Below are 18,888 nucleotides of genomic sequence, written 5' to 3'. Positions count from 1 at the left end.
TCTAACCCCGCCGCAGCCGCCGGACAAGCTTGGTTGATGCACCTCATGGTGGAAAAAGGTGCCTCGAAGAATACGGTAAGTAATTACCGTCGAGACATTAACCGTTACGTTAATTGGCTTGCGGAATCTGGGATCACGGATTTGCGCCACGTAACCCGCTCGCACGTGGAGAACTACCTCGTTTACTTGCGTAAGAATCTTGCGCAGTCCTCTGCTAGTCGCGCTTTGGTTGTCGCTCGAGGGTTGCATAAGTTTGCCCTGGCCGAGGGGATGATTGAGGAAGACGTCGCGGCGGAGGTTTCCCCACCCAAGCGGGCGCAACCGCTGCCGGAGACTCTCAGCGTGGAGGATGTGGAGGCACTCCTCGATGCCATCCCTAGCGGAGATACTGCAACGCCCATTGATATCCGAGATCGCGCTCTATTGGAGATGCTGTATGGTACGGGCGCACGTATCTCCGAAATCATCGCGCTAAATGTGGACGATGTGACGGGTGAGGGGAGTGCTTCAGTTCGTGACATTGTGTTGTTGAGCGGCAAGGGCGATAAGCAACGGCTAGTTCCGCTGGGTTCACATGCGGTGACAGCGGTGGAGAACTACCTCGTGCGTGCCCGCCCTGTGCTGGCTACGGGAGCCTCTCACGCCCTGTTCCTCAATACTCGGGGCAAGTCTTTATCGCGGCAAAGCGCCTGGGCCGTGATCAAGACCGCAGCGCAGCGCGCCCACCTAAGTACTAAAATCTCTCCGCATACACTGCGTCACTCATTTGCCACCCATCTGCTCGAGGGCGGGGCTGATGTGCGTACCGTACAGGAGCTCTTGGGGCATTCTTCCGTGACGACGACACAGATTTATACCCACGTCACTGCGGATTCACTCCGCGAAGTGTGGCGCACTGCCCATCCACGCGCTTAAGAGCGCCTAGAATCGTCACGACTTCAACCTAATGAAAAGGATATTTATGGCTTCAACCACTTCTTTGTCCCAAACCTATCGAGCGGTTGCGCTAGCTTCCGTGCTCTCCGTAGGTTCCCTTTCCGGCGTCGCGTCGGACATCGTGAGCGCAACTGGGGTGCTGCCAGGGTTCGGTACGGCCGCCGCCTCTGCACAAGACGCCACCATTCCGGTGCCGGCTGGTCAGACGACGACCGTTTCGCTGCCAGTTCCTGTCGACGTCAACGTGGCCTCCGATGGTTGGAACGTCACTGCTTCTGGCGGCAGCGCTACGGTGACCGCACCACCCGCGGGAGGACAAATCAGTGTGCCGGTGACCTACCAAGGCGTGACCATGACCATCGTGCTCGTGGCCGACGCCGACGTTACTGCCGATGATCTCAACGACGCAGCTGAGAACGGGGATCCGGGCCAGCTCGGCGGTGAGCAGCAGGACCACGAGAACCCGGACAATCCCGGGGGCAACGGGGGACCGGCGGGGAGCGAGAACTCCGATGACAGCGCAGGTGGTGGTGAGCAGAACGGAGGACAGCATCCCGCCGATGGCTCGGCGTCCGCTGCGGATGGCTCTGCTCAAGGCCACGTGCCTCCTCCGCGAACAGGCCGCGGGTGGGAAGGAATTGATGATTCGAATACTTCCTATGTGAACCTGGAATCCACGATTGACGGCCAAACAATCACTGCCAAGCTTGGGCTCAAACAGGCTCTCGACCTGTACAACCGCTTCAAGCACCTTGAGGATGACGGAGTCACGCTGCGCTACCTCAACGCGGAAGGCGAGTTCGTAGAGGGGGTCAAACGGGAGATCGACAAAGGCTCGCGCACCATGACCCTGACCTACCCAGAGGGGGCGGAGCCGGACAATCCTTTCATCATGCAATTCGTGAACAAGGACACTCAGTCCGCTGAGCTGGTAGTGACGCTTACCGATCCAACCCGTGAGAGCGCGAGTGAGGTGCCTGCGGAGCAGCAGCTGGATTCTGATGCAGCTGACAAGGCCGGGGGAGAGGAACAAGGAGACTCGGGGCTTGGAGTTGGCGCACTTGCAGCAGGTATCGCGGGCCTCGGAGTTATCGCGCTCATCGTGTGGCTCGCGCTTAAGGGACGCCGGTCGAAGGGAGCACAGGAGGACGCCTAATCTAGGCCATGGACTTTATTCACCGGTTTTCCTTAGCTATAATCGCGGCGCAGGCACCCACGGGGTACCCTATAATCACAAGGATGTAAGAATGCGGCGCCGCGTGTTGCTGCAAAGCCGAAGCGGAAAGACCGCAAAGGGGCCGTACAGGTCAAGGAAGCAGGTGTGACTGTGAGCGACGAGGGACTGTTTGAGGCCTCGGAAGCACAGGTCGGGTTAACCGGCCGCCCACTGCGGGAGCTTCCGGAACCGGAGCCATTGGAAAAGCATGGTCCCGCCACGATTATTTCCATGTGTAACCAGAAGGGTGGCGTCGGAAAAACCACGTCCACCATTAACATGGGCGCGTGTTTGGCGGAGCTGGGGCGTAAAGTCCTCCTCGTTGACTTGGACCCGCAGGGTGCTCTTTCGGCCGGCCTAGGCCTGACCCACGACCAGATCCAGGACACCATTTATGACGTCATGCTTGATAGCGAAGTCTCAGTGCATTCCGCTATCGTGCACACCGGTGTGGCCGGGCTCGACCTCGTCCCCGCCAACATCGACCTCTCCGCCGCTGAGATCCAGATGGTCAATGAAGTTGGCCGCGAACATACCCTGGCTCGTGCCCTTCGCCCGGTACGCAAGGACTATGACTTCATCATCATTGACTGCCAGCCTTCACTGGGCTTGCTCACGGTCAATGCTTTGGCCTGCTCGCAGGGAGTTATCATCCCCATGGAGTGCGAGTTCTTTTCCCTGCGCGGCCTCGCGCTGTTGACCGATACCGTGGAGAAAGTAGCGGACCGCATTAACTTCGATCTCGAGGTCATGGGAATTCTGGTTACCATGTTTGATCGCCGCACCCGCCACGCCCGGGAGGTCATGGACCGCGTGGTGGAGTATTTCGGGGACAAGGTCTTTGACACGGTGATTACACGTACTGTTCGTTTCCCAGAGACGTCGGTAGCCGGCGAGCCCATTACTACCTGGGCTCCCAGCTCCCAGGCAGCCAAGCAGTACCGCGACCTGGCTAAAGAGGTCATCGAGCGAGCTAACGGCTAGTCGCTCATTATGACCCAACCGGAGATTACCGGCTTTCGCATCGCCCTGGGCAATTTTGAGGGCCCTTTCGACTTGCTGCTGCAGCTGATTCAGGCGAAGAAGCTGGACGTTACGGAGGTGGCGCTGTCTGAAGTTACCGATGAGTTCGTGGCCTATACGCGTGCTTTAGGGGCAACCGCGGATTTGGATGAAACCACGGAGTTCCTTCTTATCGCCGCAACACTTCTGGATTTGAAGGCCGCTCGATTATTGCCGCGTGGCGAAGTCGATGACTTTGAAGATCTTGAGCTCCTGGAGACTCGCGATCTCCTCTTTGCACGCCTTCTGCAGTACAAGGCTTATAAGCAGGTTGCCGACCAGTTCGCGCAATGGCAGCGCGCGGCCCAGCGGCGTTATCCGCGTGCGGTGGCGATGGAGGAGCGCTTTAGCAACCTTCTTCCGCCAGTCAAGATTGGGCATACTCCAGCCACGTTCGCCGAACTCGCAGCTGGTGTCTTCCGGCCCAAACCCCCGGAAGAGGTTGCCACAGGCCATATTCACCAGGTTGCTGTCTCCGTGCCGGAGCAAGCCGGAAAGATCCTCACGACGCTCAAGATGCTGGGCACAGGGCAATGGATGAGTTTCGAAGCCTTAACCAGGGACTGCACCATCTCTATGGAGGTCGTCGGACGTTTCCTGGCGTTGCTGGAGCTCTACAAGGCCAAAGCGGTTGATGCTTCCCAACCAGAGTCTTTGGGGCCACTTGAATTGTCCTGGACCGGGCTCGACGTGGACCCGGCCGTCGTCGCGGCGGCAAACTGGGATTAGGGTAGGCTACCGAGTCATGGACGATACGTCATCCTTGGCCCCCAGCGACCTCGTAGCCCCGAGCCGACAGGGAGCTTTGCCTCTTATTTCACAGTTGCGCTCACGCCTGGAGTCCATCCTCCTCGTTATTGATTCCCCAGCCAGCGTGGAGGAGCTGGCCCGTGTACTGGATGCGGAGGTCACCGTCGTCAGTGATACTCTGCGTGCACTAGAGCGCGAGCTGAGCGAGCGCGGCTCCGGCATCGATCTGCGTGAGACACCGGAGGGCTGGCGCTTTTATACGCGTAAAGAGAACGCAGATGCCGTCGAGCAGTTTGTTCTCGATGGCACCCAAACCAAGCTTTCCCGCGCGGCATTGGAGACCTTGGCAGTTATCGCATACCGCCAACCGGTCACCCGAGCCCAAGTCGCTGGCGTACGCGGCGTCAACGTCGACGGAGTAGTTCGTACGCTCATGTTGCGGGGGCTCATCCGGGAGATAGAGAGCCCAGAGCCCTCAGCTGGCAACGCACATCACTATGAGACTACTGAGCTTTTCCTAGAGCTACTCGGTATTGATTCCCTCGAGCGCCTCCCGGATCTCGCTCCGCTGCTGCCAGACATCGAGCAGATCGACGAGGACTACTCATAAAGGCGCTGTCTGCGGTAGGATTGCGGCCGGACATCGGCGCGTTTCCGCGCGCCGCAAATTGAAGAACTATTGAGAGGACACATTCCCGTGACTCCACCCGCTCGCCGCGATGGCACACCGGAAAAGAAAAAGCGTGACAGCGACATGATCGTGTCGAACGCTAAGCCGGCCCGCCATCAGCATGTAAAGAAGAAGGCCACCGCAGAATCTATCGCCCGAGACTTGGGCGCGGACTGGCTGGTAGACGGTAAAAATAAGAAGGGCTCCCAGAACCAAGGCGAGCGCCTGCAAAAGGTCTTGGCAAAGGCCGGCGTTGCTTCGCGCCGCCATGCAGAGATCCTCATCGATGAGGGCCGCGTTGAGGTCAACGGCCAGGTCATCATCAAGCAGGGCACTCGTGTTAACCCCAACACGGACGTGATTCGCGTCGATGGCACACGCATCAACGTCAACGAGGAGACCCAATACTTCGTGCTCAACAAACCGCGCGGTATGCAGTCCACGATGTCGGATGACATGGGCCGTCCTTGCGTGGGAGATGTCGTGGCTGATCGCGTGGTAGCAGGCCAGCGCTTGTTCCATGTCGGACGCCTCGATGCGGATACCGAGGGCCTTCTCTTATTGACTAACGACGGCGAACTTGCCAACCGTCTCATGCATCCCAAGTATGAGGTGACCAAAACATACCTCGCGACTGTCCTTGGTGAAGCAGATAAGAAGCTCGTTCGTCAGCTGCGCGAAGGCATCGAATTGGACGATGGTCTTGCGCAGGCGGACTATGTGCAGATTGTGGACAAGAACCAGGGCTATTCGCTGGTGCGCGTCGAGTTGCACGAAGGCCGGAAGCACATCGTGCGCCGCATGCTTAAAGAAGCCGGGTATCCGGTCCAGCGTCTCGTGCGCACCAAACTCCACACGGTGCAGTTGGGTGATATGAAGCCCGGCTCCTTGCGTGCACTGAACTCCAACGAACTGACCAGCCTGTACAAGGCGGTGGGGATGTAATGATTTCAAATATGCCCAATCAAGGCCTCATTCTGGCTGTTGACGGTCCCTCCGGAACCGGTAAGTCCACGACGTGCCGAGCACTGGCCAAGAAGCTTGACGCCAAGTACGTCGATACCGGTGCAATGTACCGCGTGGCAACGCTTGCTGTGCTGCGCGCGGGTGTGGACCCAGCGGATACTGAGGCGGTGATTTCCACGACTGCTGACCTGCCTCTCGAGGTGTCTGATGATCCAGATTCCACCATGGTCGTCTTTGATGGCGAGGATGTCTCCCGCGTCATCCGAGAAGATGAGGTCACCCGCAATGTCTCGGCAGTTTCCGCCATTCCGGAAGTACGCCAAAACCTCGTTGAACTGCAACGTAAGCTTGCCGCCCAGGCTCACCGCGCGATAGTTGAAGGGCGCGATATCGGCACGGTTGTTCTTGCCGATGCCCCCGCGAAGGCTTTCATGACGGCTAGCGCCGAGGTCCGAGCACAGCGCCGTCATGACCAAAACCTGGCTGCCGGCATTGATTCGGATTTTGACTCCGTGCTTGCCGCCGTCGAACGGCGCGACGCCGCCGACTCTTCCCGCGCTACATCGCCGCTGCGCCCGGCGGAGGACGCGGTACTCGTTGATACGTCCGAGATGACCCGAGATGAGGTCCTTGACGCTCTCATTGCCGTCGTCAAAGAATCGGCTGCACAGGAGGCCTGACATGACTAATGAACCGCAGAATCCGGATGTAGATCCGGCGCAGCAGCCGGAAGACTTTGAGACGGAATTTCACTATCCGGCCGGAAAGCTTGAAGAAGAGGTCGTACGCGATCCGCACGGCGGTTGGGCTCCGAAGGATTTCGACTCTGAAGACTTTGACTATGAATTCGACGAGTCTGAATTCAGCGAGGCCGATTTTGGTGAGGATGAGACCGATTTCGATGATGAGGCTCCGCTGAGCGAGGAAGAATGGGAAGCCCTATCCCACGCCTTTGGTGTCGGTGAGGGCCATACGGAGGAAAACCTGTGCACGGTGGCCGTAGTGGGCCGCCCGAACGTGGGCAAGTCTTCTCTGGTGAATCGCTTCCTTGGGCGCCGTGAAGCTGTTGTAGAGGACCACCCGGGCGTGACCCGTGACCGCGTGTCTTATGTAGCGGAGTGGAATGGCCAGCGCTTCTTTGTTCAGGACACCGGAGGTTGGGACCCGAACGTCAAGGGAATCCATGCCGCCATCGCACGCCAGGCAGAGCAGGCGATGGAAACTGCCGACGTCATCGTATTCGTGGTGGACACCAAGGTGGGCATCACTGAGACCGATGCGGTTATGGCTCGGAAATTGCAGCGCTCCGAGGTCCCAGTCATCCTGGTATCCAACAAGTTTGATTCGGAAACCATGTATGCAGACATGGCCGAGTTCTACGCGCTTGGTTTGGGCGATCCGTGGCCAGTATCTGCTCAGCATGGTCGGGGCGGTGCCGACGTCCTCGATGAGATCCTCCGTTTGTTCCCTGCGGAACCGCGTCATTCCTCGATTACCTCCGGTCCTCGCCGCGTGGCGTTGGTGGGCAAGCCGAACGTGGGCAAGTCCTCCTTGCTGAACAAGCTGACGGCGGAGGAGCGCTCCGTGGTAGACAATGCTGCAGGCACCACGGTCGACCCAGTTGATTCCCTGGTGCAGCTAGACCAACGTTTGTGGAAGTTCATTGATACCGCAGGTCTGCGCAAGAAGGTTAAAAACGCGCAGGGCCACGAGTACTACGCCTCCTTGCGCACGCGCGGCGTGATTGATGCGGCCGAGGTGTGCGTCATGCTTATCGACGCTTCCCAAGAAGTCTCGGAGCAAGACCAACGCGTCCTCAACATGATTCTCGAGGCCGGAAAAGCCTTGGTTATTGCCTTTAACAAGTGGGACCTTGTGGATGAGGATCGCCGCTACTACCTAGAGCGCGAAATTGATGAGAACCTGCGCCACCTGCCGTGGGTGACCCGTGTGAATATCTCTGCTGAGACCGGGCGCGCCCTGCAAAAGCTTGAGCCCGCCATGATCGAGGCCCTAGAAAGCTGGGATCAGCGCGTGTCCACCGGTCAGCTCAACAATTGGATGCGTGACGCGATTGCCGCGAATCCACCGCCGATGAATAATAACCGCCTGCCGCGAGTGCTCTTTGCCACTCAGGCGTCGACGCAACCACCGACCATCGTGCTGTTTACAACCGGCTTCTTGGACGCTGGCTATCGTCGCTACCTAGAGCGTAAATTCCGTGAGCGTTTCGGTTTCCACGGCTCGCCCGTGCGCATCGCGGTGCGCGTGCGCGAGCGCCGCCAACGCCGATAGCTCCGCTAGCGGGCTGAAGGCGGAACCACGAAGAGGCCTCAAATCCACCCGTTTGCTTCGGCCCGCCGAGCAGCCTCGAAGCGATTTCCAGCCCGCGTCTTCGCCATGATGGCGGAGACGTGGTTGCGCACGGTCCCGCCGCTGAGGTGAAGTTGCGAAGCGATATCAGCGGAGCCGAGTCCACGGACTAACAGGCGGCATACCTCGATTTCTCGTTCGCTCAGTGGGTTGTCGGGGGCGAAGAGAATGTCCTGAGCAAGCTGCGGATCGATAACGCGCAAACCCGAATGGACACGGCGGATGGCATCAGCGAGTTCATCGGGAGGGGTGTCTTTGACGAGAAAGCCATCTATACCTGCTTCGAGAGCGCGTTTGACGTAACCGGACCGTCCAAATGTGGTGACGATAAGGCTCCGGCAGTCGGTGCTGGCGATACTCTTGGCAGCATCGATGCCGTTCATACCAGGCATCTCAATGTCGAGTAAAGCCACGTCAACGCTGTGCTTAGCGACGAGCTCCGCGACCTTAGTCCCAGAGCCACAGCCTGCAACGACTTCAATGTCCGGCTCGGTATTAAGGAGCGCGGTAAGCGCGCCGCGAACTAGAGACTGGTCCTCAGCAATGAGCACCCGGATGGCGTTCGTCAAAACTGCTTAACCTCCTGCGTATCAGGTCCTTTGAGCGTCACGCGGACTGTGGTCAAACCGCCGGCGCGCTCGATTGTGACCTCACCGCCGGCGGCTTCTGCCCGGCGGCGAAGACCTGCGAGGCCCGTGAGACCGGAAGCAAGTGCACGCGTAGCGTCTTCTGTGAAGCCACAGCCGTTGTCCGTAACCTTGAGGGAGTTCTCCGTGAGTAGTACCCAGCATTCAGTAGCCCCAGAATGTCGCACGACGTTGGTGCTAAGCTCCCGCAACGCCCAGGAGAACAGATCTTCATGAGACTGGGGGCGCGTGAGGGTATCCGGAAGGTGAGTTTGTATTCCGGCGGTTTCGAGGATCCGGCGCGCGGCGTGGATCTCGCCGGCAAAGGTAGGGTTCTTCATACGAGTAACAGTCGAGCGGACTTCGGCGAGTGACATCCTTGACAGGGCGCTAATCTCCTCGAGCTCGGCAGCTGCCTTGGCGGGGTCGTGTTCGATGAGCCGACGGGCTACTTCGGATTTGAGGTTGATAGCAGTAAGCGAGTGGCCGAGAAGGTCATGGATATCAGAGGCAATATCCTCGCGTTGATGCGCCAGATCTAAATCATGGCGAAGAGCTATCTCAGTGTCCTCTCTCTGGGACAATGCTCCGAGGACCAAGATGAGAAGCGGCCAGCCGAAGAGGATGATCGCAAGGTCCATGAAGCGAGGATTTTCGTAAATCCATGCGGGGATACCAGCAAGTATGCCGGTGAGCATAATAACCGTCGCGGCAGTCCTGAACGGTTGTGTATAGGCTACGAGCGCTCCGAGATATGGGACGAAGGCGACAGCCCAGGCACCATATCCCGGAATAGATGCTAGGGCGAGTAGCGCGAGGATAACCCACCGAAGGGTTACGCGTTGACCCAAGGTCCAGCCGCGCGGAAAGAAGTCGACAGAACCAAAGGAGAGAAAGTAGGCCACACAGAAAAACACAGTGATGGCCACAGCCCAGGTCCGCTGAGCAGGCGTATAAGTGGGAAGGAACAAAACTTGGAGAAGGACAAGCAGGAGAAAGATCAACCAAATAGCTGCGAAAGCGGCATTGCGAACCTTGAAGCTACTCATCATGCTCGGTTCTTGTCGCGCTTGTGAAGAATCAGGCACAACCCGACGAAAACCATTGTCCATACAGCGATATTAACCCATGCGTACCATAGCGGGTCTTCAATAAAGAGCTGCTCGCTATTGATCATTTGGGCGCCTTCAGACAAAGGCCCACGCGAAAGAGCCTGTGCGCCGTACATCGGAGTGAATCGTCCGACCACGAGTAGCGATTCTTTTAGCGGCATGAAAACATTTCCGGCGAAGGCGAGAATGACAATAGTGGATGTCGTGATAGAGACGGTGTTTTCTGAGGGAAAGAGCATGGCACAGGCCATGCCGTAGAAGCCGAAGGGGATAGTGCAGGCGACGGTAGCAAGAAATGCTAATGCCCACTGGGTCGGTTGCATGCTTGCTGCGGTCAGTGCACCGGTAATGAAGACAGCGGCGATCGGTAAGATCGCGCGGACCGCGATATTGAGGAAATTGGAAATCCCTAGCTGGGAAGAGCGCAGGGGAGTGAGCGCCAATTGCCGGCCCCATCCTGCACGGTTTTCTGCAACCATGGAGCCGGCGGCGCCAACAGCACCTGTAGCACCGGCATAGAGCGCCATGCCGATCATCACCAGGGCAGCAACATTTCCGCCGTTAAACTCGACTTGGCCGTATTCTTGCATGGCGCCGAAGAGAATATAGAAGATGATTGGAAGGCCAACGCTGAAAAAGAGCGTAGGCAGGTCGCGACGTAGCCGCTTTAAGTCGTGGGCAGCGTAGTTGAGGGTGGTGCGAAGAGTAGGGTGCGCAGCGGTGTGGGGGCTCATGTGAAATCTCCTTATCGCGTGGTGTTACTGGATGTAGCGTTGTAGAGCTCGAGGAAGGAATCCTCCAAACTGTGTCCTGTGATAGTGATGTCGCGAGCAGTGGTTTCGTTAAGCAGGTAGCGTGCCACCGCATCAGAGTCTCGAGCAGTGATGACCAGCCCCGTGTCTGTTTGCTCTTGGTGGATAACTCCGGGAAGTAGGTTGGCCGTAAGCGCATGTGGCACCTCGCCGGGAAAGGCGGCCCGGATGACACGGGTGGAGTTGGAGTTGCGGATCTCTTCTGTCGAGCCATCGGCTTGAATGTGGCCCTTGTTGAGCATGATGATGCGCTGGGCAAAGGTCTCGGCTTCTTCAAGGTAATGGGTGGTGAGCACGATGGTTCGGCCGGCATCTGCCTCTTCGCGCATAGTTTCCCAGAAGTGATGTCGGGCACCGGCGTCCATGCCAGTAGTTGGCTCGTCGAGAAGCAGCACTTCCGGATCTCCTAAGAGGGCCAGTCCGAAGCGGAGGCGTTGTTGCTCACCACCGGAGCATTTGCTCACGCGGCGCGACAGGATATCTCCTAGATTTGCGCGCTCGATAATGTCGTCAAACGCACGGTGAGATGGGAAGGCCGCGCCGAGGAGCTCGAGGGTTTCCTTGACGGTGATGTTAGGAAGAAGGCCGCCGGATTGCATGACGGCTCCTATGCGTCCGCTTTTAATAGCGGTGTGTGGGCTTTCTCCGAGCACCTGGATAGTGCCGGAAGTCGGTGTTGTCAGGCCCAGGATGAGATCAATAAGCGTCGTTTTTCCGGCGCCGTTCGTTCCCAGCAGGCCAACGATCTCGCCCCGATGAATGGAAAGGGAGACGTCGTGAAGCGCTTGTACAGGATTGGGCGAGGCCGCATTAAAAACCTTGCTGACGCCATTGACGTCAATGACTGGTAGGAGAGTGCGTGTTGTGCTCATATCTTCACGCTATGGTGGGCAGTTATGTGCAGCGTAGACGTGGTGTCACCAATTAGACGTGACAGTTGTCATGGTTGGGGCGGGCTGGCTACTCGCCAGCGCGGGCCAATAAGAACGCATCCGTCCGATAAGGAATGCGAAGGACTTGGCCGGGGCGAAAGCCCATGTGTTCGTAGAGGTACCAGTTGAGGTTATGTGTCATGCGTTCATGGATCTTTTGGCCATTGCGAAGCCAATATGAGCGAGTATGCATGAGAGCATGAAGGCCTTCGGGGCTCAGCTCGTGTTCCCACGTCAAGCGGAGCTCTTGGCGAAGCGTCCATGGTTCACAAAAAGCGGGATAGAAACCGGGACGGTGGACATCTCCGGAATGCATGATGCGGGAAAGACGCAGGACCCACGGGTCCGCATTGACGTCCAGAGTGTTCCACACCAAGAGGACTTTTCCGTTGGGGCGGAGAACCCGGTCAAATTCTGCACAGGCTCGTTGGACGTCAACCCAATGCCAGGTCTGCGCGCAGGTGAGGGCGTCGAGGGAGGCGTCTGCAAGCGCAGTGTTCTCGGCAGTTGCACGCCAGCACGGCACCCCGAGGCGGTTTAGGACTCGGGTCATGTCAGGGGATGGATCGCTGGCGTAGACAACGGGGTTGCTTAGTGATTCAGTGAGCTTTCCGGTGCCTGCGCCAACATCGAGGACAGTCCGCGCGGAGGCAATGAGCCGTGATACCTCCTGCGGATAGCGAGGACGCACGTCATGATAAGCGTCGGCACCGTGGCTGAATGATTGGGCAGAACGAAGACGCTGCTGAACTGTGCTGAAGCTCGGTGCCTCTTTCCCCGAAGCCGGGCGATAGCTGGGGTAGTGCTCGGGAACTGGGAAGGGGGCTGAGGCGCTGGCGGAATCAGTTGATTCGGAAGGAGTTGGGCTCATGATGCTCCTAAATCTACCGTGGCGCTGCAGGTTCGTGGATGTCGGTGGGATGTTTTAAGGTGGACGAGGATATTTTCCCGAGGGCGAGCGTGGCGAGGCGAATGATGAGTGAAGATTCCGCAGCATGGCTGCGGTGTGCGCGCACGCTTGCTGGGATCATGACGACTGCAGCTTGCGTCATGGCGCTGGTCTCGTGCAGCTCGCCTGAAGAAGACACGACTACTTCGCCATCGACAGCAGAGTGGACCAGTGACCTCGGTTTTCCCGTCGCCCCTATGCTCGTTGGCCCCGACCCCGGGCACACGAAAAAAATGAAGTTGGCCTCCGGACGTAGTTTTCTTCTTCATGTGCCCGAAAACTACACTGCAGATCGATCCTGGCCGGTCCTGTTGTCCTTCCACGGTTATACAGATTCTCCGGAAAACATGGAGCAATACAGCCAGTTTGATGCGGCTGACGCCATAGTCGCCTACCCTGCAGGGGAAAATGCGGCGTGGGCTCCTGCACCTTATGCTGCTACCAGCGCGGAAGAAGACCTAGAATTCGTGCGAGCAATCGTGGACAGCCTGCGCGCTACCTATGAGGTAGACGATAACGCTATCTTCGCTGCGGGCCTGTCCAATGGAGGAGGATTCGCGGCATTCTTAGCCTGCCGTATGCCGGGGACGTTTCGTTCGGTAGCTACTGTATCGGCGGCTTATTACGAAGGCATCCATACGGATTGCTCAGAAAAACCTGTTGGCCGTTTGGATATTCACGGTACAAAAGACCCCGTTGTCAACTATGAAGGCGGCGTGCGGCACGAGACTGCTTATGCTTCGGTCGCAGAAGTGCTCGGGCAGCATCAGCGTCGTAACAAGTGTCGTGGCGACGTCGAGTCCGTACGTCTCACAAACGGTGCCACCAGAGAGACATGGACTGCCTGCCAAGCACCGCTGCAGCACATTCGCATCGAAGGCGGATCCCACGTTTGGCCTGGTGGAAACAACGCTACGAAAACTGAGGTGGGTAAAGGTTTTGCCACCGACGCGGTACTAGACTTCTTCGGTATCCCCGGCCGGCCTGCAGACACCGAGGAACACGGAGTGGCCTAGGATTGATTCCTTCGTGGACTACTCGCTGAGCGTGTAGTGATTAAAGGGGATGCCGAGGGAGCGAACCCGCGCTAAGCAGATGTCTGCCACCGTTTCATACCCAGCTTGGTGCGCGGCACTGGTGGTTTCCGTGGGGGCCGGAATCTGTACGAGGTGAAAGGAGCGCTGGCCGCCATCCTCGCGATTGAGCTCGACGACGGCCTGCGCGGTGGTGCCAGAGCCAGCAAAAAAGTCGAGGACTACCGCGTTGGGGCCGCCGGCGATTGCGATGAGGTGCTTGATAAGCCGCACTGGTTTGGGAAAATCGAATACGCCTTTAACGCCGAGTGCCTCTTCAGCGTCACGACGGCCTGTACGGGTTACACCGAATCGTTCCCCGTCCAGTATGGAGCGTGGGCGCGCACCCTTCTTTTCATAGTTCTTGGTATAGACAAAGCCGCGTCTGAAAACCAGGTCGTCATAGTGCTTATCAACTTTGTCCCGCCCCCAACGCCAGCGCGCGACCTTCGACTTCCCGTCGGGTTGATGAGGCCAGTATTTATCACCATTCGGACCGACGATGGGAAAGTCGAGGCTTGGTAGATAACCCAAGGTCTTGGAATCTAGGCGAACGAGGGAATAGTTACCCTTCTCATCGCGATGGTTGTAGCGGGTCGATGTCTGCGCCCCTAGATCAACATTGAACCCGGAGTTTTCCGGAGATTTGGCGTAGCAAAGGACATATTCGTGCTCTTGGACGGCATATCTTGAATCATTCTTTCCAGTACCGCCTTTTTTCCAAATGAGCTGGCTTGCAAAGCAATCCTCGCCGAAAACCTCGTTGAGGAGGAGGCGTACATGGGCACACTCTGATTCGCCGATCGAAACCACGATGAATCCTGTGTCTGCGAGTACTTCACGCGCAAGGATCAGTCGTGGAAGCATCATAGAAAGCCATTCGGCATGCCATTGACCAAAGTGCTCTGAGCGCATTTCTCGCCGTTGGCGGAAGTTGTCGCGATAAACAAAATCCTTGCCGGTGTTATACGGCGGGTCGATATAGATGACGTCGGCTTTCATACCGCGGGCAACAAAGCTCTTGAGCGCGGATAGATTATCGGCCACGGTGACTGAATTGGTGGTGGAATCCGATCCGCTTATCAACGTGTGCCTCCCCGCAGCTTGAGAGGCAGCAAGCGCAGCGGCAGCATTCTTTCCCGGCCACACTAAGCCAAAGGCTGAGTCATCGCTTGTGGGTATTTCTAACCCACGAGAGGGCGTCGAAGAATCAGGTTGTGTAGCGGGTCGGGGAGTTGGCTCAGAATGAGGAGAAGGCATTGTGGGCAGGCTTGTACTTTGGCGATTGATCTACGGACGAGGGCATGTGCGTTAATTATTGCGCAAAGAACTGAGCGCGGAGCGCAGCCAAAGAAGTGTGTCCTAGAGTGCACAGCAATGCCAACGAAAGCGCGCCTGCTTTTAGCAAGTTGTTGAACGAAAAGGGGTAGGTGGAGGGGGTAAACGGATGCGCCGACCCTAAGAATTCTTAGAGTGCTGCTTTGTGTGGGAACGGTACGTCTCATAACTAGGGTGATTAATAACTCGTGTGGCGAAGACTCTGGACCGTCGGTACGGTGGAGTCTCGTGATGGCTCGCAACGTGAATGCAGCGGTCGATAGTGCACTTGTTCGTAGTGTGCGGAGCCGATCGATGGGGTTCACGCCTACTGATCGGTTGTAGCCGCAGGCGTATCGACACGTTGGTAGCTAGCACGCTTAGAAAGAGTAGAAGTAACGAAAGGATTGTAGGAATGGGTATTTTTGACAAGGCAAAGGACGCGCTGAACTCCGATAAGGGCGAGCAGGTTTCGGACAGCGCACTGGACAAGGGCGCTGATCTTGCTAAGGGTAAGCTCGGCGAAGATAAGGCCGACAAGATTGACTCTGCTCGCGACCAGCTCGATGATCGTATCGGTAACGAGGGCGCTTAAGTCCTAAAGATTGAGTGCGGAAGCAGTGTGCCTGGGAACCTGACGTTGCAGGAATAAGAGCCCACTGCCTCTGAAATGCCACGCTAGGCGCGCTCTATAAGTCCTGTCCACGATGTGGGCAGGACTGTATAAGTTTTGTAGCAATGTATATGTTGGCTTTGGCTGGGACATAATATGGGCGAGTTGATAGAGAAAAGGAATCTGAGAGAAACCTTTAAATCCTCCTATGTTGTGTTTATGAATATAAAATCGGCCATTTCCTAGGTAGGCTGAACACTGTGAATACTTCAGTAGGTGTGGAACAAAGTAGCCAGCCCTTTAAGCAGCTTCTGATTGAGCAAGCTGGCCGGGTCATTGCTAAGGCGGGCATCGATGAAGTGCGCCTTCGGGAAGTTGCTGACCAGGTTAATGTGCCTCTTGCGGAAGCTCAGGCACTTTTTGCTTCCGAAGCGGAACTCGTCGAGGCAACTAAGCACTCTCTCAATGATGCGCTGACGTCAACTATTGATTTGCACCTACAAGGATTGCCCGAGAATGCGACCGCGGTAGATAAGCTTCGTGCGACCGCGCTGTCCTACTTTTCTTTTGCGGTCGAGGACCCATCCTCTTTTGCGGCTTTTACTGCTGTCTACGCTTCTCCCCGCACGGGATTGACGGCTGAGGACTTTGCTAGCCGTGATGGAGAGGCTGACACCTGCCCCATTATGCGTATTCTTTTTGACCTGACTAAAGACGCTATTAAAGAATCCGGTGGCACGGAGCTCGATGCCTATGGGACGCTACTCTCCGCTCTGTCGATATTTTCCCACCTACACGGCGTTACACAGCTTGCAGCTGAAGGGATTCTGCGCTACCTCTCGCCAGCGGCGAAAAAGCAAACCTTTAGTGCTGTTATGGATACGCTGAGCGTTGGTCTCTATCCCTTCTTTAGGGGTGAGCGTATTGAACGCACTGAGCCTTATGGGTTGGAAGGGGAACAACCCAAAGCACTCCTGACCAAAGCAGAGGATTTTCCACGAAGCACAGAGGATGAGCAGCGAACAGCTCTGCTCCGAGGTGCTGTGGAGGAGGCTCTCGACCACGGCGTGACTGGCTTGCATATCGGTGGCGCCGCAAAACGAGCAGGGCTTAGCGTCCAAGAGGCTGAACACCTTATTGAAAGCGACCAAGAGCTGGCAAGTTTCCTGGAGCGCTATTTGGACAAAATCAACTACGAGTTCATTTACCGTCAGGTAGCCGCGTTGCCGCAGGACGCTAGCGCAGTGTCGAAGATCAAAGCTACGGGCTATGGATATGTCTCACATGCTTTGCATGACCCGCAAGGATTTGAGGCGCTCATTAAGATCGCATCCGGCCCGATTGTGCCCATGTCATTCGAGGATGACTTCCTGCCAAACGCGAATAAAGCGGTCGAGCTTCAACGTGATTTCAGCGAGTTCGGCCTAGCCTTTGGGTTCATTATGTCTCTCGTGCGCGAGGCTATCGATGGGGTGGACGGGCCGCGCACTCCATGGGTTCTTTTTACATTAGTGATTTCAGTGTGGGCTGGCGCCCACGGTCTTGCCATGCTGAGCACCAACGGGCCATTGCGTGGGTATAATTCCGATTTTATTTTTGAAATTCTGACTCAGTATATGGATATCGAACTCGGCGGCATCATGCGAAGCCTCAATGGCATGGCAGGCTAGTTCAGTGAAATGAGCGTGCGGGATGCTCAACTGAGAGTGATTTGCATCATATTCCTCCCCACTTTCTTAGAGTGAAAGTGGGGATTCTTTTGTCAATATCTGAGGGTGGCTGCACCTTGTCGGGGTGGTGTGGACGTGGGCTTTGGCTGGGCGCATTCATTGCGTGAAGGGGGTAGAAATCGGTCTGGAGCGACTAATGTTTACGGCGTGAACTGCAAAGATGTCGATGGCCGGTGTCTCTGAATGGGGGTAGCAAGTAGTTGCTCAAGTGTAGAAAATATACTCTGCAGGTTGTATGGTGGCCACGTCCGAACCTTAATCGCAAGCCTTATAAGGCTAAGCGGGTTTTCACTTCAGTTTAAGAAAGACTAACTATGCGCCCTACTCGCTCTCGCATTGTCGCCACTGTAGCGGCAGTGGCTACCTTTTCCTCCGTTATCGTTGCTCCTCAGGCAATTGCGGTAGAGGAACCGGCAGAATCTTCCTTCGTTCATGAGGAGAATGGCACTGGCACTCTTGATGTCAACGGCACTGCCTTCGACGAAGACGGCAACCTGGTTGATGAAGACAACGCTGGTGATAACGCGATTGAAGAGCTTGACCGCGACTTTCGCAACAACGACATCAGCTTTTATGACGCGGAAAACAGCAAACCGACGACGCTTGATGAGCTGAAGAGCACTGAAGCATCGACGGCTGACGCTTCGATCAAGGTCGTCGAGAAGGACGGCAAGCTGGTCTGTGAGATTTCTGATGCTCCTGGTAAGGAAGGCGAGATTCTTGAGCGCAAGCTCGACCTAGCTCGTGCATTCTATGATGGCGGCAACAAGCTGCTGCAGACCGTATGGGAAGTTATTCCTGTTGTCGGCGATCTCGTCCCGTCGGACTTCATCAAGAAGATTGGCGCAAGCTCGTGGGAGCGGATCGCTGAAATGGTCCGTGAAGGCGAGAAAGACAAGGATGTCACGTGGGACCTCGCACGTGCGCAGGGCATGGCTATCGCAAAGATCGAGAACTCCGATGCTGATGTCGATTTGAAGAACCCGGATGCGGCGAAGAAGACCGTCTCTGGGCTCATCAAGTTTGCTGATGGTGCTTTCGGTACTGGAGTCGCTACCGTATTGAAGGTTTTTAATGCCGCCGTTACGATTGCTGGCCTTTTCCCGGGCGCTAGTGCCGCTAAGGACTTGAAGCTGAGCGATACTCAGCGCAAGGAAATTGAGTCCACCCTGTCTGGTATCTCGACCGCGGCTTCTGCGTTGGCCGAGGTTAACGCACCGGCTGGACAGAAGTGTGCGGACATGCTCAATGGCAAGCAGGTCAGCGACGAAGCGCCGGATTCCACCTCGACAACCGAGTCCTCTGAGCCTTCCGAGTCCGCCGAGCCTTCCGAGTCCGCCGAGCCTTCTGATTCCGAGGAGCCCTCCGAGTCCACTGAGCCTTCTGAGTCGAGTGAACCCTCCGCATCAGATGAGGCTTCTGAGTCCGCAGAGTCGACTGCGCCTGAATCTACTGAGTCCGAGGCGGCCGAACCTGAGGATCCGACGGAGGAATCCGAGCCTGCTTCCACTACCTCGGCCCCTGTAGATTCCGATGATGAGGATAATAACGGTGAAGACGGGGAGCCTGGCCGTGATGGCAAGGACGGTGCCGACGGCAAGGATGGCCGCGATGGTCGCGACGGTGAGGACGGCCGCGATGGTCGCGATGGCCGTGATGGCAAGGACGGCGCCGACGGCAAGGATGGCCGTGACGGTGAGGACGGCCGCGACGGCCGCGACGGCAAGGACGGCGCCGACGGCAAGGATGGC

Annotated in this window: 18 protein-coding genes; 12 read left to right on the top strand and 6 right to left on the bottom strand. The window is 57.0% G+C overall.

What is annotated here, in order from left to right:
- Positions 1 to 36 precede the first annotated feature (36 nt).
- The 8 genes from xerD (at position 37) to der (ending at position 7,895) form a co-directional block, all read left to right on the top strand.
- Positions 37 to 915, top strand: coding sequence for a site-specific tyrosine recombinase XerD (gene xerD, locus HMPREF2604_RS04875; protein ID WP_070524847.1), 879 nt, complete (start codon positions 37 to 39; stop codon positions 913 to 915).
- 46 nt (positions 916 to 961) lie between these two features.
- On the top strand, positions 962 to 2,092 hold the full coding sequence (locus HMPREF2604_RS04870) for a hypothetical protein (RefSeq protein WP_070524795.1): 1,131 nt from the start codon (positions 962 to 964) through the stop codon (positions 2,090 to 2,092).
- Positions 2,093 to 2,257: 165 nt separating this feature from the next.
- Positions 2,258 to 3,136 carry a ParA family protein gene (locus tag HMPREF2604_RS13875; protein ID WP_180952111.1) on the top strand — a complete coding sequence of 293 codons (879 nt, stop codon included), beginning with the start codon at positions 2,258 to 2,260 and terminating at the stop codon, positions 3,134 to 3,136.
- A gap of 9 nt (positions 3,137 to 3,145) precedes the next feature.
- Complete coding sequence (locus tag HMPREF2604_RS13870; protein ID WP_070532543.1) at positions 3,146 to 3,943, top strand: segregation and condensation protein A; 798 nt, start codon at positions 3,146 to 3,148, stop codon at positions 3,941 to 3,943.
- Positions 3,944 to 3,959: 16 nt separating this feature from the next.
- Positions 3,960 to 4,574 carry an SMC-Scp complex subunit ScpB gene (gene scpB / locus HMPREF2604_RS04855; RefSeq protein WP_070524800.1) on the top strand — a complete coding sequence of 205 codons (615 nt, stop codon included), beginning with the start codon at positions 3,960 to 3,962 and terminating at the stop codon, positions 4,572 to 4,574.
- Between the two features lie 87 nt (positions 4,575 to 4,661).
- Positions 4,662 to 5,579 (top strand): pseudouridine synthase, encoded by a 918-nt coding sequence (locus tag HMPREF2604_RS04850; RefSeq protein WP_070524802.1) that lies wholly within the window; start codon positions 4,662 to 4,664, stop codon positions 5,577 to 5,579.
- Entirely contained in the window at positions 5,579 to 6,280 is a 702-nt protein-coding gene (cmk, locus tag HMPREF2604_RS04845; protein WP_070524805.1) for a (d)CMP kinase, read from the top strand. The genes HMPREF2604_RS04850 and cmk overlap by 1 nt, the downstream gene beginning before the upstream one ends.
- A 1-nt stretch (position 6,281) precedes the next feature.
- Positions 6,282 to 7,895: a ribosome biogenesis GTPase Der gene (gene der, locus HMPREF2604_RS04840; RefSeq protein WP_070532533.1), complete on the top strand. Its 1,614-nt coding sequence runs from the start codon at positions 6,282 to 6,284 to the stop codon at positions 7,893 to 7,895.
- 38 nt (positions 7,896 to 7,933) lie between these two features.
- Here der and HMPREF2604_RS04835 read toward each other — a convergent pair whose 3' ends face one another.
- The 5 genes from HMPREF2604_RS04835 to HMPREF2604_RS04815 all read right to left on the bottom strand — a co-directional run bounded on the left by HMPREF2604_RS04835 (position 7,934) and on the right by HMPREF2604_RS04815 (position 12,326).
- Positions 7,934 to 8,542, bottom strand: a complete 609-nt coding sequence (locus HMPREF2604_RS04835; RefSeq protein ID WP_070532530.1) for a response regulator transcription factor — start codon at positions 8,540 to 8,542, stop codon at positions 7,934 to 7,936.
- Positions 8,539 to 9,240, bottom strand: coding sequence for a sensor histidine kinase (locus tag HMPREF2604_RS14300; RefSeq protein ID WP_232748501.1), 702 nt, complete (start codon positions 9,238 to 9,240; stop codon positions 8,539 to 8,541). The genes HMPREF2604_RS04835 and HMPREF2604_RS14300 overlap by 4 nt, the downstream gene beginning before the upstream one ends.
- A 407-nt stretch (positions 9,241 to 9,647) precedes the next feature.
- Complete coding sequence (locus HMPREF2604_RS04825) at positions 9,648 to 10,445, bottom strand: ABC transporter permease (RefSeq protein WP_070563673.1); 798 nt, start codon at positions 10,443 to 10,445, stop codon at positions 9,648 to 9,650.
- 11 nt (positions 10,446 to 10,456) lie between these two features.
- Positions 10,457 to 11,395, bottom strand: coding sequence for an ABC transporter ATP-binding protein (locus tag HMPREF2604_RS04820; protein WP_070563670.1), 939 nt, complete (start codon positions 11,393 to 11,395; stop codon positions 10,457 to 10,459).
- Positions 11,396 to 11,483: 88 nt separating this feature from the next.
- Complete coding sequence (locus tag HMPREF2604_RS04815; protein WP_070563667.1) at positions 11,484 to 12,326, bottom strand: class I SAM-dependent methyltransferase; 843 nt, start codon at positions 12,324 to 12,326, stop codon at positions 11,484 to 11,486.
- A gap of 59 nt (positions 12,327 to 12,385) precedes the next feature.
- On the opposite strand from HMPREF2604_RS04815, the gene HMPREF2604_RS04810 reads away from it, so the two are divergent.
- Positions 12,386 to 13,420, top strand: coding sequence for a CE1 family esterase (locus tag HMPREF2604_RS04810; RefSeq protein WP_246818375.1), 1,035 nt, complete (start codon positions 12,386 to 12,388; stop codon positions 13,418 to 13,420).
- A gap of 18 nt (positions 13,421 to 13,438) precedes the next feature.
- Here HMPREF2604_RS04810 and HMPREF2604_RS04805 read toward each other — a convergent pair whose 3' ends face one another.
- On the bottom strand, positions 13,439 to 14,737 hold the full coding sequence (locus HMPREF2604_RS04805) for a site-specific DNA-methyltransferase (RefSeq protein ID WP_083299174.1): 1,299 nt from the start codon (positions 14,735 to 14,737) through the stop codon (positions 13,439 to 13,441).
- Between the two features lie 472 nt (positions 14,738 to 15,209).
- Here HMPREF2604_RS04805 and HMPREF2604_RS04800 point away from each other — a divergent pair, with 472 nt between their 5' ends.
- From HMPREF2604_RS04800 to HMPREF2604_RS14200, 3 genes are all read left to right on the top strand, one after another.
- A complete protein-coding gene (locus tag HMPREF2604_RS04800; RefSeq protein ID WP_070524820.1) occupies positions 15,210 to 15,389 on the top strand; it encodes an antitoxin in 180 nt (59 codons plus the stop codon).
- Positions 15,390 to 15,667: 278 nt separating this feature from the next.
- Positions 15,668 to 17,077 carry a TetR/AcrR family transcriptional regulator gene (locus HMPREF2604_RS04795; RefSeq protein WP_070563664.1) on the top strand — a complete coding sequence of 470 codons (1,410 nt, stop codon included), beginning with the start codon at positions 15,668 to 15,670 and terminating at the stop codon, positions 17,075 to 17,077.
- A 416-nt stretch (positions 17,078 to 17,493) separates the two neighbouring features.
- A partial coding sequence (locus tag HMPREF2604_RS14200) for a prolipoprotein diacylglyceryl transferase (protein ID WP_246818374.1) occupies positions 17,494 to 18,888 on the top strand: 1,395 nt, incomplete at its 3' end.

The sequence above is a fragment of the Corynebacterium sp. HMSC055A01 genome (assembly GCF_001809405.1).
Taxonomy (GTDB): Bacteria; Actinomycetota; Actinomycetes; order Mycobacteriales; family Mycobacteriaceae; genus Corynebacterium; species Corynebacterium hesseae.
Note: the sequence above shows the minus strand (reverse complement) of the source record. Positions and strands in the feature narration are given on the sequence as shown.